14 protein-coding genes are annotated in these 16,054 nt (G+C 65.3%); 4 read left to right on the forward strand and 10 right to left on the reverse strand.

The genetic code is table 11. The features are described from left to right. Position 1 precedes the first annotated feature (1 nt). The 3 genes from fliN (at position 2) to IF809_RS05270 (ending at position 3,164) form a co-directional block, all read left to right on the forward strand. On the forward strand, positions 2–352 hold the full coding sequence (fliN, locus tag IF809_RS05260; RefSeq protein ID WP_092302896.1) for a flagellar motor switch protein FliN: 351 nt from the start codon (positions 2–4) through the stop codon (positions 350–352). Between the two features lie 109 nt (positions 353–461). Then, positions 462–1,847 (forward strand): sigma-54-dependent transcriptional regulator FlbD, encoded by a 1,386-nt coding sequence (gene flbD / locus IF809_RS05265; protein ID WP_128964316.1) that lies wholly within the window; start codon positions 462–464, stop codon positions 1,845–1,847. A 168-nt stretch (positions 1,848–2,015) separates the two neighbouring features. Then, complete coding sequence (locus IF809_RS05270) at positions 2,016–3,164, forward strand: M20 family metallopeptidase (protein WP_462837021.1); 1,149 nt, start codon at positions 2,016–2,018, stop codon at positions 3,162–3,164. Between the two features lie 63 nt (positions 3,165–3,227). On the opposite strand, the gene IF809_RS05275 is transcribed toward IF809_RS05270, so the two are convergent. From IF809_RS05275 to IF809_RS05320, 10 genes are all read right to left on the reverse strand, one after another. Further along, positions 3,228–3,383 (reverse strand): hypothetical protein, encoded by a 156-nt coding sequence (locus IF809_RS05275; protein ID WP_164938468.1) that lies wholly within the window; start codon positions 3,381–3,383, stop codon positions 3,228–3,230. Between the two features lie 91 nt (positions 3,384–3,474). Next, the gene (locus tag IF809_RS05280; RefSeq protein ID WP_462837022.1) at positions 3,475–4,056 is read right to left on the reverse strand and encodes a flavin reductase family protein; all 582 of its coding nucleotides are present in this window, start codon (positions 4,054–4,056) and stop codon (positions 3,475–3,477) included. Between the two features lie 264 nt (positions 4,057–4,320). Further along, complete coding sequence (locus IF809_RS05285; protein WP_462837023.1) at positions 4,321–5,151, reverse strand: ATP-binding cassette domain-containing protein; 831 nt, start codon at positions 5,149–5,151, stop codon at positions 4,321–4,323. 8 nt (positions 5,152–5,159) lie between these two features. Next, positions 5,160–5,966, reverse strand: coding sequence for an ABC transporter permease subunit (locus tag IF809_RS05290; protein WP_128964312.1), 807 nt, complete (start codon positions 5,964–5,966; stop codon positions 5,160–5,162). Beyond that, the gene (gene ssuD / locus IF809_RS05295; protein WP_462837024.1) at positions 5,963–7,129 is read right to left on the reverse strand and encodes an FMNH2-dependent alkanesulfonate monooxygenase; all 1,167 of its coding nucleotides are present in this window, start codon (positions 7,127–7,129) and stop codon (positions 5,963–5,965) included. Before ssuD ends, IF809_RS05290 begins: the two co-directional genes overlap by 4 nt. An 8-nt stretch (positions 7,130–7,137) precedes the next feature. After that, positions 7,138–8,091, reverse strand: a complete 954-nt coding sequence (locus IF809_RS05300; RefSeq protein ID WP_462837025.1) for a sulfonate ABC transporter substrate-binding protein — start codon at positions 8,089–8,091, stop codon at positions 7,138–7,140. Between the two features lie 38 nt (positions 8,092–8,129). Continuing rightward, positions 8,130–9,080, reverse strand: coding sequence for a sulfonate ABC transporter substrate-binding protein (locus IF809_RS05305; RefSeq protein ID WP_128964309.1), 951 nt, complete (start codon positions 9,078–9,080; stop codon positions 8,130–8,132). A gap of 214 nt (positions 9,081–9,294) precedes the next feature. Then, positions 9,295–10,458, reverse strand: coding sequence for a cytochrome P450 (locus IF809_RS05310; RefSeq protein WP_453982098.1), 1,164 nt, complete (start codon positions 10,456–10,458; stop codon positions 9,295–9,297). A 401-nt stretch (positions 10,459–10,859) separates the two neighbouring features. Next, positions 10,860–13,433 (reverse strand): YbcC family protein, encoded by a 2,574-nt coding sequence (locus IF809_RS05315; protein WP_462837026.1) that lies wholly within the window; start codon positions 13,431–13,433, stop codon positions 10,860–10,862. Between the two features lie 13 nt (positions 13,434–13,446). After that, a complete protein-coding gene (locus IF809_RS05320) occupies positions 13,447–15,033 on the reverse strand; it encodes an NADH-quinone oxidoreductase subunit L (RefSeq protein ID WP_462837027.1) in 1,587 nt (528 codons plus the stop codon). A gap of 106 nt (positions 15,034–15,139) precedes the next feature. Between IF809_RS05320 and IF809_RS05325 the strand changes: the two genes are divergently transcribed. Beyond that, positions 15,140–16,030: a LysR family transcriptional regulator gene (locus IF809_RS05325; protein ID WP_128964305.1), complete on the forward strand. Its 891-nt coding sequence runs from the start codon at positions 15,140–15,142 to the stop codon at positions 16,028–16,030. The last annotated feature ends 24 nt before the right edge of the window (positions 16,031–16,054 follow it).

The raw sequence follows: 16,054 nt of genomic DNA on the forward strand, positions 1-16,054 counted from the left end.
CATGAGCGACACCGACGGACAGGTCCCGCTGCCCGATCTCAACGGCCCGTTGCCGCCCACCGGCGCCGACGTCGGCTACAACGAGGACGAATATGCAGCGCGTGTCGCCGCAGACCTCGAGGCCGTCTTCGACGTGCCGGTGCAGGTCTCGGCGGTGCTCGGCCGCTCCAAGATGGATGTCGGCGAGCTCCTCAAGCTCGGGCCCGGCACCGTGCTCGAGCTCGACCGTCGCGTCGGCGAGGCCATCGACATCTACGTCAACAACAAGCTCGTCGCCCGCGGCGAGGTGGTGCTGGTCGAGGACAAGCTCGGCGTCACCATGACGGAAATCATCAGGACGGAACGCGGCTAAAGTTTTTTTCCAAGCATGATCTTGTCGGAAAACCGCTTCGCACTTTTCCGGATCATGCACGCAAAGCGAATGACGCGCCACAGCGCGACCAGACGGACAGGAGACTGACATGCGGCTTCTCATCGTTGGCACATTGAAGGGCCAGCTCACCACCGCCACCAAGATCGCGATGGACAACGGCGCCACCGTGACCCACGCAGAGGATCACGAGCAGGCGATGCGCGTGCTGCGCGGCGGCAAGGGCGCCGACCTGCTGCTGGTCGACGTCGCCCTCGACATCCGCGATCTCGTGATGCGGCTCGAGGCCGAGCACATCCACGCCCCGATCGTCGCCTGCGGCATCACCAACGACGCCCGCGCCGCCGTCGCCGCGATCCACGCCGGCGCCAAGGAATACATCCCGCTGCCGCCGGACCCGGAGCTGATCGCCGCGGTTCTCGCCGCCGTCGCCAACGATTCCCGCGAACTGGTCTATCGCGACGACGCCATGGCGCGCGTGATCAAGCTGGCCCAGCAGATCGCAGGCTCCGACGCTTCGGTGATGATCACCGGCGAATCCGGCACGGGCAAGGAGGTGCTGGCGCGCTACGTCCACTCCCGTTCGGCCCGTGCCAAGCGCCCGTTCATCTCGATCAACTGCGCCGCGATCCCCGAGCATCTGCTTGAATCCGAGCTGTTCGGCCACGAGAAGGGCGCCTTCACCGGCGCAATCGCCCGCCGCATCGGCAAGTTCGAGGAGGCGACCGGCGGCACGCTGCTGCTGGACGAAATCTCCGAGATGGACGTTCGTCTGCAGTCGAAGCTGCTCCGGGCCATCCAGGAGCGCGTGATCGACCGCGTCGGCGGCACCAAGCCGGTCCCGGTCGACATCCGCATCATCGCAACGTCGAACCGCAATCTGGCGGATGCCGTGCGCGAAGGCACGTTCCGCGAAGACCTCTTGTTCCGCCTCAACGTCGTGAACCTGAAGATCCCGCCGCTGCGCGAGCGCCCCGCCGACATCCTGGAGCTCGCCCAGCACTTCGTGAAGAAATATGCGGAAGCCAACGGCGTGCCGCTGCGTCCGATCTCTGCGGAAGCCCGCCGCGTGCTCTCCACCAACCGCTGGCAGGGCAACGTCCGCGAGCTCGAAAACACCATGCACCGCGCCGTGCTGATGGCGCAGGGCGACGAGATCGGCCCCGATGCGATCCTCACCCCGGACGGCGATCGCCTCGACCTCGCCAAGACGCCGCCGGCCGTGGCGCACGCGACCATGGCCGCCGAGCAGGTGACCCGGGCTCTGGTGGGGCGCACTGTCGCCGATGTCGAACGCGATCTGATTCTGGAGACGCTCAAGCATTGTCTCGGCAATCGCACCCATGCCGCCAACATCCTGGGGATTTCGATCCGCACGCTGCGCAACAAGCTCAACGAATACGCCGACGGCGGCATCCCGATCACGCCGGCGGGAGGGCCGGGCGAACATTCGCGGCTGCCGATGATCGGGGCGTAGGGCTCCAGCAAAAGTGACGATGAAAATGCCCGGGGCTCAATCCCGGGCATTTTGTTTTGGCAAATGGTACCCCGCAGGGAGCGAACACATGGCCGGACCGCATCTCGCGACTAGGTCATCGCCGCTCCAGGCCCTATAACCGCTCGCGAGAACCACGCGAGGAAGCACATGTCTGAAGCTCAGATCACGGATTGGCTGGCGTCGCAGAAGCAGGCGATGATCGATCTGCTCCGTGACGTCGTGAACATCGATTCCGGGTCCTATGACAAGGAAGGCGTCGATGCGGTCGGTGCGCGGTTCGAGCGGCATTTTACCGAGCACGGCATCCCGTTCCGGCGCGAGGCCAACGCCACGTTCGGCGACGCGATCCATGCCGAAGTGGCAAAACCCGGCAGCAACGAAAAGCCGGTGCTGTTGATGGGGCATCGCGACACAGTGTTCGGCAAAGATGAAGCCAAGCGCCGCCCCTTCACGATCCGGGATGGTCGCGCTTACGGACCCGGAGTCGCCGACATGAAGTCCGGCCTCGTCATGAACGTTTTCGTGGCAACCGCCTTCCACAAATTCGGCGGTTCGCCGCATCCGATCAAGGTGCTGATCACGTCGGACGAGGAGATCGGCTCGCCGTCGTCGCGACCCGTGATCGAGCGCGAAGGGCGCTCTGCCCGCGCCGTCTTCAATTCCGAACCGGGCCGCCCCACGGGCAACGTCGTCACCGGGCGCAAGGGCGGAATCTTCATGCATCTGGCCATCACCGGCAAGGCGGCGCATTCCGGCGCGAACTTTGCCGCGGGCGTCAGCGCGATCGGCGAGCTCGCGCACAAGATCGTTCAGATCCACGCGCTGACCGATCTCGACAAGGGCATCACGCTCAATGTCGGCCTCGTCTCGGGCGGGCAGTCCGTCAACACGACGGCGCCTTACGCCGAAGGCCAGATCGACATGCGGTATGTCGATCCGGCCGACCGCGCGCGGGTGATGGCCGCGATCGAGAAGATCGTCGCGTCCTCTTACGTGCCGGGCACCAGTGCGACGCTGACGATCAAGGGCGAGTTCGTGCCGGTGGTGCAGAGCGAGGCCTCGAAGGCGCTGTTCGAGGGCTATCAGGCCGCCGCAAGGCAGGTTGGCCTCACCACGCTCCAGGGCGAGTTCTCCGGCGGCTGCGCCGATTCCGGCTTCACCGCCGCCGTGGGCACGCCGACCATTTGCGGTCTCGGGCCGGTCGGTGGGCTCGCGCACACGCCGGAGGAATATCTGGAGCTCGACAGCATCGTCCCGCGCGCGCAGGCGCTGGCGCTGGCGATTCTAAAGGGCTGAAGGGCACACCTCGCTGCATAGGGTGGGTTAGCCCTGCAGATGCGCGAACGAAACTTCCAGCGTCTACGAATAGCTCGGCGCATCTGGCTTGCGGAAGATGTGGATGGGATCGCCGGGCACGAATGGCTGGCCGCGGAACATCGCATAGGCGTAGAGCGCGAGATAGGCAATCGCCAGCGCGCCGACGGCATAGAAGGCCCAGGTCCCGACGCGCTTCATCGTTCCGCTCCATTGCCGTCCCGGCGGGACGGCTCGAGGCGCTTCTAGAGCGATGATGCGAAAAAGGCCAGCCTGCGCCGGCCTGAGGCGGTCAAACGCCGCGGCGGCTGCGCGCGGGAAGGCTGACATCGGCGAGCCTTGCGGCGTCTTCGTCCCGATCCACCGCCACATACTGGCCGTGCCAATAGGCGAGCGCGGCGGTGCGGGCCGAGTTGTTGATAGTCCTGACGCGGCCAATGACGATGCCATGCGAGTGCCGCTCGACGATGTCCTCGACCTCGCAATCGGCCGCGGACAAGGCGCCGACCAGCAGCGGCACGCCGGAGACGGCCGTGACCCACTGGCTGCCCGCGAAACGATCCGCCCCCTTCAGGCCACCCCTGCCGGCAAAGCGCTCGGCGACGTCGAGCTGATCGGCGGCGAGGATGTTCACGCCGAACGCACCGTAGCGGCGGATCAGCGGGAAGGACGAGGCATCGCGGTTGATGCTGACCAGCAGCGTCGGCGGCTCGATCGACAGCGAGGTGACCGAGGTCACCGTCATGCCGGTAATGTCCTTGCCCCGTCCGGCGGTGATGATGCTGACCCCGCCGGTGAGGTGGCGCATGGCGCCGCGGAAATCGGCGGAGGAGACGGCAGTTTCGGTCATGAGCTCGCGAGGGACTAGATTCATGGCATGCTCCCCGAAGCGGGGTCCGCTGTATTTAGGTACGATCGTCCGCCGACGAAAGTGCCCGCGCCAATCCAGGGCCCGAGCTGCCACACGACGAAATCGCGAAAACAACCCCATGCACAGTAGCCAACGTCACCGACAAACATCATATTTCTCTTTTTTCGAATTTTTATTGACCCGTCGGGCAAAACAGGGGCATGATGGCATCATGGGATCGGCTGCCGGCGACAGACTCCCCCACGGCCTCCGCTGACATTTCTTTGCCTAGTCACGATCGTCCGCCGACAAGAGATGCCCCAGGATCGAGGCTTCGAGGGCGGCGAGCTCGGCGGAGCCGCGTTCGCGCGGCCTGCCCTGGTTGACCACGATATCATGGGCGATCCGGCCTTGGTCGATCACGAGCACCCGATCGGCCAGCGCGACCGCCTCGGAGACATCGTGGGTCACCAGGATCGCGGTAAAGCCCTGGTCGCGCCAGACCCGCTCCAGGAGCCGCTGCATCGAGATCCGGGTCAATGCATCCAGCGCACCGAGCGGCTCGTCGAAGGCGAGCACGCGCGGCCGGGAGACCAACGCGCGAGCGAGCGCGACGCGCTGCTTCTGGCCGCCCGACAGCACCGACGGCCACTGCTCGCGCTTGTCGGCGAGGCCCACTTCGGCAAGCGCTTTGTCCGCGCGCGATTGCGCGTCACCGGAGGCACGGTCGCGGCCGAGACCGACCTCGACATTGGCGAGCACCCGCGCCCAAGGCAACAGCCGCGGCTCCTGAAACATCACGCGGATGTCTTCCGCCTGGACTTCGTCGCCGAAGTTGATGTCGCCGGCGTCAATCTTTTCGAGGCCGGCGATGAGGCGCAGCAGCGTGCTCTTGCCGCAGCCGCTCTTGCCGACGATCGCGACAAACTGGCCGGCCGGGATGTGCAAATCGATGCCGCGCAGCACCTCATTGTCGCCGAAGGATTTACGCAAGCCGCGGATGCTGAGCGGCAGGCCGCTGGTGTGAACCGGCCGCTCCGCCACGCGGGCATGGGGTACGAAATTGGCGGGGCGGGCGAGTTCGCTGTTGGAAAAGGCTGTACGAAGCGCTGTCTGCATTGTCACTCTCAACGTTTCTGGAAGGCGGGGTGCCAGGCGAGCGTCGCCCGCTCCAGCACGCGGGAGGCGCTGTCGGCGAGCTTGCCAAGCAGCGCGTAGATCAGGATCGACAGCACGACGACGTCGATCAGCATGAATTCGCGGGCCTGCATCGCCATGTAGCCGAGCCCCGAGGATGCCGCGATGGTCTCAGCCACGATCAGCGTCAGCCACATGATGCCGAGCGCGAAGCGGATGCCGACGAAGATCGACGGCAATGCGCCGGGGAAGATCACGCGGCGAAACAGCTCGCCATCGCTCATGCCGTAGATGCGTCCCATCTCGATCAGCTGCGGATCGACGGTACGGATGCCGTGCAGCGTGTTGAGATAGATCGGGAAGAAGACCCCGAGCGCGACGAGGAACAGCTTCGCGCTCTCGTCGATGCCGAACCACAGGATCACCAGCGGTATCAACGCCAGATGCGGCACGTTGCGCACCATCTGCAGGGTGGTGTCAGTGAGCGTGGCCGAGAGCTGCGACAGGCCATTGGCGAGTCCGAAGGCGAAGCCGATGCTGCCGCCGATCAAAAAGCCGATCGAGGCACGCCAGAACGAGACCCAGATGTTGCGGACGAGCTCGCCGGAGAGCAGCAGTTTCCAACCCGCCAGTGCGACATCGCTCGGCGCCGGCAGGACGCGCACCGGCACGAGACCGGTGACGCAGGCCGCTTGCCAGATCGCGATGATGGCGAGCGGAACGATCCACTGCACCAGGCCATCCACGCGCGGCAAGCGGAACTTACGCGGGAGGGAGACGCCGTCGATGAGGCTCATGATTGCGACACTCGATGCTGCGGACGGTAGTCGCTGCCGACAGTCTCGCCGAACGGGCCGCCGTTGAAGTGCAGTCTGGTCACGTTGCTCGGCTGCTCCAGCGAGAGCAGCGGGAAGACCAACTCGGCGAAGCGATAGGCTTCCTCCAGATGCGGGTAGCCGGACAGGATGAAGGTGTCGATGCCGACGTCCTGATACTCCCTGATGCGCGCCGCGACCGTCGGGGGATCGCCGACCAGTGCCGTGCCGGCGCCGCCGCGCACGAGGCCGACACCGGCCCAGAGGTTCGGCGCGATCTCGAGCTTGTCGCGCTTGCCGCCATGGAGCTGCGCCATGCGCTGCTGACCGACCGAATCCATGCGCGCGAAGTTCTGCTGCGCGGCCGCGATGGTCTCGTCGCTGACATGCTTGATCAGCTCGTCAGCGGCGCGCCAGGCCGCTTCATTGGTCTCGCGGACGATCACGTGAAGACGGATGCCGAACGACAACTTGCGGCCGCGTGAGCCGGCGACGTCTCTCACCTTCGCGATCTTCTCGGCGACCAGCGCCGGCGGCTCACCCCAGGTGAGATATTTGTCGACGGTGTCGACCGCGACGTCGATGCCGGCATCCGAGGAGCCGCCGAAATAGAGCGGCGGCCGCGGCGATTGCACGGGATGAAACAGCAACTTGCCGCCTTCGATGCGGATGTGCTTGCCCTCGACATTGACGGTCTTGCCGGCGAGCAGATCGCTATAGACGCCCAAGAACTCGCGGGTCACCTCGTAGCGCTCGTCATGACCCAGGAAAACGCCGTCGCCCTTGTTCTCGACGGGATCGCCGCCGGTAACGACATTGACGAGCAGCCGGCCGCCCGTGACGCGATCCAGCGTCGCGGTCATGCGCGCCGCAACGCTGGGGGATTGCAGCCCGGGGCGAACGGCGACGAGATAGCGCAGCCGCTCGGTGAACGGCGCCACCGCGGACGCGACGATCCAGGAATCTTCGCAGGACCGCCCGGTCGGTATCAGCACGCCGAAATAACCGAGTTGATCGGCGGCCTGCGCGATCTGGCGGAGATAGTTGAAATTGACCTCGCGGCCGCCGATGCCGGTGCCGAGATAGCGACCGTCGCCGTGCGTCGGCAGGAACCAGAGAATGTTGGTGTTGCTTTGCTTGCTCATGACTATGCTCACGATCCTGACTTACGCGCTACGTCGGCAATCTTGATGGCTTTGGGGATCAGGCCCAGCGCGAAGAACGCGTCTGCGACCTGTTGTTGATCGGCGATCACGGCTTCGCTGACTGGCTTGATGCCATAGGCCTGCCGCCTCAAGGCGACCTCGACCACCGGAACCGACAAGCCGATCGAGGGCGCGAGCCGCTCGGCCACGGCATGGATGTCGCCCTTGGCCCAATCGTCGACGGCGCTCAGTTCGGCGAGCACGGCGTCGACAACCTTCGCATTGGCATCGAGGAATTTCTTCGAAGAGAAATAGAACTGGTAGTTGGCGACGGTGTTGGTGCCATCCGCGAGCGTGCGCGCGCCGGTCGCGGCTTCCGCTGCGGCCTGGAACGGATCCCAAGTCACCCAGGCATCGACCGCGCCGCGCTCGAAGGCGGCGCGCGCATCGGCGGGCGCGAGGAAGACGGGCTCGATCTCGGCATATTTCACGCCTGCCTTCTCCAGCGCCTTGACCAGGAGGTAGTGGACGTTGGAACCCTTGTTCAGCGCGACCTTCTTGCCCTTGAGATCGGCGACCGACTTCAGCGGGCTGGCGTTCGGCACCAGGATTGCCTCGCCCTTCGGCGCCGCCGGCTCGTAGGCGACATACTGGATCGGCGCGCCGGCGGCCTGCGCGAAGATCGGCGGAGCTTCGCCGGTGTTGCCGAAATCGATCGCGCCGACATTGAGCGCTTCGAGCAGCGGCGGACCAGACGGGAATTCGGTCCACACCACCTTGTAGCCGTCGGCAGCGAGCTTCGGCTCCAGCGTTCCCTTGCTCTTGAGCAGCACGAGCTTGCCGTATTTCTGGTAGCCGATGCGGACCACCTTGTCCTGGCCGTAGGAGGTGCCGACCGCGGCGGCGACGATGCCGATTGACAGCACGATGGCCGCAATCAGGCCCTGAATGATGCGTCTCATGTTCAGACCTTTCGAAACGGGGAGATTGGTCGGCACGATCAGATCGCCGTGCTGCGCCAGACGATGTCGCGGACGACGATCGGCTTCGGGATCAGCCCGATCTTGTAGAAGCGGTCGGCGACGCCTTGCTGAGTCGCCACGATATCGTCGGTGACGGGACCGACCACGAAGTTCGCGCGATTGGCCGCGACCGTCTGGATATCCAGCGGGACCCCGGTGATCGCGGCGAGCGATCTGGCGACCTCGTCACGGTGCTGTTCGGCCCATCTGCCCGCGGCCGTCGTGACGTCGACGATCTGCTGCAGGATCGTTCCATGATTCCTCGCGAAATCGCGGTTGGCGATGTAGAACGAATTTGTCTTGGTGACCTCGCGCGCATTGATCAGGATGCGGCCGTTCTGCCTGGTTTCGCCGATGGCGAAATAGGGGTCCCAGATCGCCCAGGCCTCGATGCTGCCATTGGCAAAGGCGGGGCCCGCATCGGGCGGCGTCAGATAGACCGGCGTGATGTCGGCATAGATGAGGCCCGCCTGCTCGAGCGTCTGCACCACGACGTTGTGCGCGCTGGAGCCCTTGGTGAAGCCGATGCGCTTGCCCTTCAGGTCGGCGATGCTGCGGATCGGCGACTCCTTCGGCACCAGGATGCCCTGCCCGTTGGTGATCGGCTGGCCCGCGGCATAGACGATCGCAGCTCCCGCGGCCTGCGCGAACACCGGCGGGGAGTCGCCGACCGCACCGAAATCGACGCTACCGACGTTCATCGCTTCCATCATCGGCGGCCCCGAGGAGAACTCGATCCACTTCACGTCGATGCCTTGGGGCGTGAAATGTTTTTCCAGAACGGCCTGCTGGCGCGCGATCACCAGCACGCCAGTCTTCTGGTAACCGATACGAATTTGCTTCACCTCGCCTTGCGCATTCGCATGCGATGCGAACGCGGCAACCGCCGCGGTGCCCATCGAAAGTTTCAGAAAGTCCCGACGCTGCATTCCACACTCCCGGCCGCTCGTGGCCGTCATTCATTCGCGTCGGGAATGATGGTGCGGCTTATCGGGCGTGTCGAGACGCGCGGAAAAATAGCGATGCGAGCACTGCGCCTCGTGCGATGCGCATGATTAATCTTTCGACCCTGGCGAGGAATGCAGGGAGATTCTTTCCGCACACGGATGTGAGACTGTCTTTGTGGCGAGGGTGCGTTGAAAGTCAGTGCCACCTCACCGGCAGGTTCTGCAGCCCGCGGAACGCCCAGCCGCCGATCCGGATCGGCTCATCGTCGGCGATCTCGAGTTTCCTGGCACGGGCGAACAATGTCGGCAGCGCGACGTCGGCGATCATCGCCCGCGAGGCGAAGGCTCCGGCGCAGAAATGCGGGCCGGCGCCGAAGGCAACGCTCCTGGAGGTGTCGCGCCGCACGTCGAATTCGTCGGCGCGCTCGAAATGCTTCTCGTCGCGGTTGGCAGAACCGAACATCAGGAACACGCGCTCATCGAGCTCGAAGGAGACATCGCGAATGGTCCAGGGCTTGGCGATGCGCCGCGGCGACATGCCGATCGGCGAGATCCAGCGGGCATATTCCTCGAACGCCGCAAGCCACGTCACCTCGCCCCTGCGCACGAGATCGAGCTGCGCGGGATGCGTCAGCAGCGCCCACACCGTGCCGGCGATCGCCTTGCGCGGCTCGTTCTGGCCGCCTGAGATCGCGAGCTTGACGTTGGCACGCACGCTCTCCATCGGCATGCCGGAGGCAAGGAGCACACCGAGAATGCTTTGGTCCGGGTTTTTCCTCATGACCGGCAGGATGTCGTCGATGGCGGCATCGATGCCCGAGGTCGCGGCATGGCAGCGCGCCTCGATCGCGGGATCACCGCCGTAATTGGCGATGCCCTCGATCATTCCTTGCGACCACGCGTCCATGTCCGCGAAGCCGATATTGGTGAGGCCGGTGATCGACTTCAGGCACTCGCCGGAGAATGGCAGCGCGAAGTCGCGCATGAGATCGATCCGCCCCGGCGCGATCGCATCGAGGATGCGGTCGGCATGGGCCTGGAACAGCGCCGTCCAGTGCGCCTTCACCGTCTTCGGCGACACCGTCGGAAACATCGCGCGCCGCTCGAGCTGATGCGCCTCGCCGTCCTTGCGCATCATGTTGTGGCCCATCAGCCGGTTCATCAGGCCGGCGGGCTGGTGGGAAGAGAACACGTCGATCTGCTTCTCGGAGATCGAGATGTCGTCGCGGCTCGCCAACAGCGTCGAGCCGAGCTGCGGCACGAACGCGATCGGCGCTTCCTTGCGCATCTTGGCGAGCATCGGATAGGGGTCGGCCCAGAACGCGACGGGGTCGATGTCGATGCGCGGCGCGGTGCTCAAGGCGGGCTCCTCCGGGTCTCTCCTGGCTTTCGGGCAAGACTAACGAAGGCGGGCGCCGTTGTCTGTCCCTAGCGATGGGGACGGATGCCATCGCAACGTGTTGACGGCCGAGATCGACCTCGGAGCGGAGAGCGCCGACGGACCCTCGCCGATGGGAGGAAACAGACGTTCGCAGCGCTCCCGCTCAATCATCCCAGATGTGTTCGCCGCAGGCGCACCGATAAAGTCGAACCGTGTTTCCCTTTATTGGGTCGAGGAACGAATGGGAGAGACGGAAAAGGCCTGCGCAGTTGGGGCAGCGGCGCCCCCGTTCGCCAGTCGGCCGCGGGGATGGCGGCATTTGCTCATCGGTCATGACCGGCGTTTGATTGGACAGTGATTTTGGTTTCTCAACTCGTTCATTATGGATTTGGATCACCGAGGAGTGGCCGCCCCAACGGGGGCAGAACACCTTGAACCTCTGTCCAGACGCCGGGCTCCACGCAGCGGCGGATAGTCTCCTGACTGTCGCCGAGCGAATGCAGCATGACCCAGCCGTTGACGACGAGATCGCAGACCCCGGGATGCCGACGCAGAACATCGTCCATCGCGGCCTCCGGCGCCGCGATGAAGACGTTGAGACGAACCGGCTCGTGGATGAAGCGCTTTCCGTCATGAACGGACTGCCACGGCAGTCCGACCCGGAGATCGCCTGCATTACCCTCGAGCACCCCAAGCTGGCCGACGATGTTGTGCAGCACCTTGTTGCCGCTGCCGAACGCCGAATTGTTCACGGTCGAGCCGTAATATTGCAGATTGATCCAGCTCGCGACCACCATCGGCGCCGTCATGATCAGCTCCAGCACACGACAGTCCCGGTCCTGCTCGTGCATGTAGGAGTGCAGGAAGGCGCGCCCGGACAGATCGAGACCGCGCGTGACGCTGCGCGGGGCGGCGATGAAGGCAGCGTTGCCGGCGAGGCCCCATTCGGGCCGAACCTGCGACCAGTCACGACTGCGGGCTTTGATCGCGTCGTCGACGCTGACGGCATCCTTGATGCCGAGCAACGCGCGGCGTTCGAGCCTTGCCAGATGCGCGGCCTGTGCCAGAGCCGTTTTGAGCCGCGCCAGATCGGCCGCGAGACCGGCGGGCACATCCTGCTCGTCAAAGAGCTTCACGTCATCGGTCGTGGTGTCGTGCAGCGCGCCGACAAACCAGCAATCGGCGGGAATGTCGATGCCGCGTTTGCGCAACCCTTCGCGCACACCGGCATCGTTCAGGATTGCCGCCGCGACGCGTGCATTGGCCTCGCCGGTGTGGCCGCCGCAAGCGCCGCAGTCCAGCCCCGAAGCATGCGGGTTGTTGGTCGTGCTGCTGCCATGGCCGGCCAGCAGCACGAGCCGCGCGAAAGGCCCGGTGAGGGACATCGCCTTCAACACCGCCTCGGCCATGTCGACGGCCTGGGTTCCTGCAAACCCGGTGGGGCGGCCTTCCAGCTTGCCCGGAGCAATCCGCGGGCTGACCCGGGCGGCGATATCAGGATCAAGGCCGTCGATGACGGGCGACGGCACCGGCCGGGTCACCCCTGCGCTGTCGGTCGCGATCTTGGCGGCAAAACCGAGGCCCGCCGTCTCGACGTAGGAGAAGGAGGACACCGCCGAGACCTTGAACGATTTGAAGGCCTTTGCAACTCGCCGGCGCAGCAACCGCAAGCCGAGCACTTCGGCTTCCTCGACGGCATCGGCATCCTTGACCGTCTCGCAAATGATGAAGGCGGGCTTGAGCAGCACCGGACATTGCGCCCCGCCGCGGAGGTGACCGATCGGAACATACTCGATCGGAAAGCCGAAGAAGCCGGCAAAGCCGATCGTTTCCGCCTCGGGGCAGGCCGTCTCGAGCGCGCGCCTGAAGATCTCCGAGCGCACGTCGATGCAGAATGCCGCTTGCACTGCTGGCCGAACGGCGGGCCGCGCTGCTCGTTGGGCCGAAGCATTGGCCGCGAGTTGCCCCACGAGGTTACGGCGAAACACGATCTCGTACGCCTCCTGCAGGATGACATCGACGGCAAGTTCAGGCCTCTCGTCGAGTCGATGATCGACCGGCAGCTTTGCGGCTTCGTCCATGGCCTCGGCCCAGGCCGCCCTGAAAGCCGCATCGGTCCTGGCCTCGAACAGCGCAAAACCCCAGGCCAGCCGGATCGCGAGCAGCTCGACCAGCGTATCGTCGCGCCGGCCTTCGAGCTGAGCGCTCCATCCAACATAACGGGCGTAAGCCGACCAATTGAGGTCGAACAGCGCGCGCACGAGATAATCCTCCACCGCGCGCGCGGGAATGCCGAGCCGCTCGACGATGACTGCGATTGCCTGGACGGGATCGGGAGGAAGCGCCGCCACCGTTTTGCGGAAGCCGGCAATTCCCATCACCTCCGGATTGCGATCGTAGATCGCGAGGGTGCGCCACGCGGTGTAAGGCTTGAGCCTGCGCGCCGGATTCGGCCAGTTTGCCTGGCCCTCGTCGAAATAGCTGGCGCAGAAGGCGGAGATCTCGTCGATCATGAACGACACCAGCGAGACATAGCGGTCGCCGGCGGCGAGACGGTCCAGCACTTCAGCAACGGTGGCCACCACGGCCGGCGGCGCACCAGGCGGCGCGTCCGAGCCAAGCGCCCGCCTGAGCCCATCGAGGTCGAGACCCGCCTCGGAGTGGAGTTGCAGCGCCTGCGCCAGCGCCGCATCGTCGATGCGGCCTTTATCGAGCGCCTGCCGGTAGAAGGCGCGCGGCAACAGGATCCGAGTACGAACCACCCGTTCGAACGTCGCGGCCGTGGCCGCGAAGCTCTGCCCGGTGAAGCCGAGGAATGGATTGACGGCGACGAAATGCTTGAGCGGCCAGAGCGGCGCGACGCGCGCACATGCGGCCTCGATGCGCTCTTCGAGCCGGATATCGGAATCGGTGTCGATCGAAGCGGTCCGGATGGCAAGGGCAGTCTGGATCATGATGATCTCGGCGTCAGGGTTTGGTCGAGAGTTGGGTGGAAGCCTGCGGCCACATCGCGAGGACAAGGCGGTTGGCGAGCGTGTTGAGGTAGAGCCCGTTGCGCAGATGCACATAGGCAGCGATCCAGAACCGTGCGTCGGCGCGGCGCATCATCTGGTTCTGGAACAGGGTCACGGCTGCAAAGGAGATCACCGCCAGGATCGCGATCAGCATCGGTGCAACGCCATCGACTGGGCGGCCGGTCGGAACGCTGCCCGCAACGAGCCAGGCCGTCGCGGCCTGGAGCGCGAAGTAAACCGCGGCGAGAGCGATGGCGGTTGCGGCGCCGCGCACGACAACGAAAACGTTTGGCCGCTCGTCGATGGCATTGGCCATGAGATGCACCAGCCCCATCAGCAGCACAGAGCCGAGCGCGATCTGCGCGGGATTACTGCGCAAGGTCACTCCGAGAGCCCAGCCCATCAGCAGCGTCAGACCCACGACCGCGGCAAGTGCCAGGATCAGCCGCGCCGGATGGGGCTGACCACCCGGGCTGGGGGTCCAGGAGGCACGCGCGAGGTCGATGATGCTGCCTGAGGAGAGGAAGGCGTGCGCCTTGTAGAGGGAATGCGCGACAATATGCAAAAGTGCAGCCGAGAAGGCGCCGAGGCCGCATTGCAGCAGCATGAATCCCATCTGGGCGACAGTCGAGTAGGCCAATTGGACCTTCACCGAGGTCTGCGTCAGCATCACCAGCGAGCCGAATAGCGCCGTGGCGCCGCCGACGACGGCCAGCACGTCGAGCGCGGGCGTCGCCAGCAGCAGCACGTCGCCGAGCCGCAGGACCAGGAAGCCGCCGGCATTGATGATGCCGGCATGCAGCAGCGCCGACACCGGGGTCGGCGTCTCCATCACCTCGATCAGCCAGCCATGCAGCGGCAATTGCGCGGATTTGAGCATGGCTGTCGCCACGATCAGCAGCGCCGCCGCCGTGATTGCCGGCGAACCTGTCGCCGCGCTGCTGCGCGCCCCGGCCGCGAGATCGGCGATTTCGAGTGTGCCGAAATGGAGGTAGAGCAGCACGGCGGCAAGCGCGAGGCAGCCATCGCCGAGCCGGCTCACGACGAACTTCTTGCGGTATGCGCGGATCGCGGCGGGCCGCGTGTCGTAGAACAGCAGCAGCCTGCCGAGCGAGACGCTCGTGGCGACCCAGGCCATCAGAAGGAGCACCAGATTGCCGGAGATCAGCAGCGTCAAAACGGAGGCGAGCGTAAGCAGAAGCGAGCGCATGAACCTGACCTGGCCGGGATCGCCGCCCAGATAGTTGCGGCTGTACTTGACGACGACGAGACCGATGAAGCCGACCAGCACGCAGAGAGTCGCGGCGAGCGCGTCGACGTGGAGCGAGAGCCCGAGCCCATATCCGCCGAGCAGCGCTGATCGCCCGGCCCCGTCAAGAGCGCAAGCGAGCCCCGCCGCGACGGCGAAGCCAAGCGCAGCCGCCGCTGCAACGATCGCGGCGCGGACGAAACCGGGGGTGCTGTCACGCGATGGAAGTAGGCTGACCGCGCAGAGCGTGAGCGGGGCCAGCGCGGCGAGGCAAGGCAGGAGCTTGATCATGGCATCTCGGCTGGGTTGGTCCGGCGGCCGAGTGCGTAGCGCGTCCCGCTATTTAAGAAAAATTCAATTATTGAACCCAATCGTTAGTTCAAATAGAACGATCAAGATGCCGCACCTGAACTACCATCATCTGCGCTATTTCTGGATCATCGCCACCGAAGGCAGCATGAGCCGTGCGGCGCAGCGGCTCAACGTTTCGCCCTCGTCCCTGTCGGTTCAGGTCAAAGCACTGGAGGAGCAGCTCGGCCAACAGCTGTTCGAGCGGGTCGGCCGCACGCTGCAGCTGACCGAAGCGGGCCGCATCGCGCTCGATTACGCCGGCAGCGTGTTCAAGTCCGGGCACGAGTTGATCGAGACCCTGTCGGGCCTGCGGCCCGGACGCCAGCTGTTGCGGGTCGGCGCAGCTGCAACGCTGTCGCGCAACTTCCAGATCGCGTTTCTGCGACCGCTGATCGGTCGCAGCGAGGTGGAACTGATCATCCACACTGGCCTGTTCGGCGATCTCCTGAAATTGCTGGACTTACACAGGCTCGACCTGGTGCTCGCCAACCATCCGGCGCCGCCGGATGCCAGCAGCAGTTTCGAGAATACGCTGATCGACGAGCAGCGGGTCAGTCTGGTCGGCCGCAAGCCGGTAAAGCCCTCCCGCTTCCGCTTCCCGCATGATCTTGCAGATACGCCGGTGGTGCTGCCGGGACGCGGCAGCGCGCTGCGTTCCGCTTTCGATGCGCTCATGGGCAGCAGCGGTATCCGTCCGACCATCACCGCCGAGGTCGACGACATGGCGATGCTGCGCCTGATGGCTCGCGAGAGCAGCGGCGTGACGTTGGTGCCCTCGATCGTCGTGATCGATGAGCTGCGCTCGGGCTTGCTCGTCGAGCGGGCGCGGCTGAACGCGCTGAAGGAGCAGTTCTTTGCCGTTACCCAGCAGCGCCGTTATCCGAATCCGCTGGTGGCGGAATTGATTGGAGCCCGCAACAGGCACCGGACGGTTTGAGCAGATCGGCCTCGCGCGCCCGCT

Source organism: Bradyrhizobium sp. UFLA06-24, assembly GCF_054967145.1.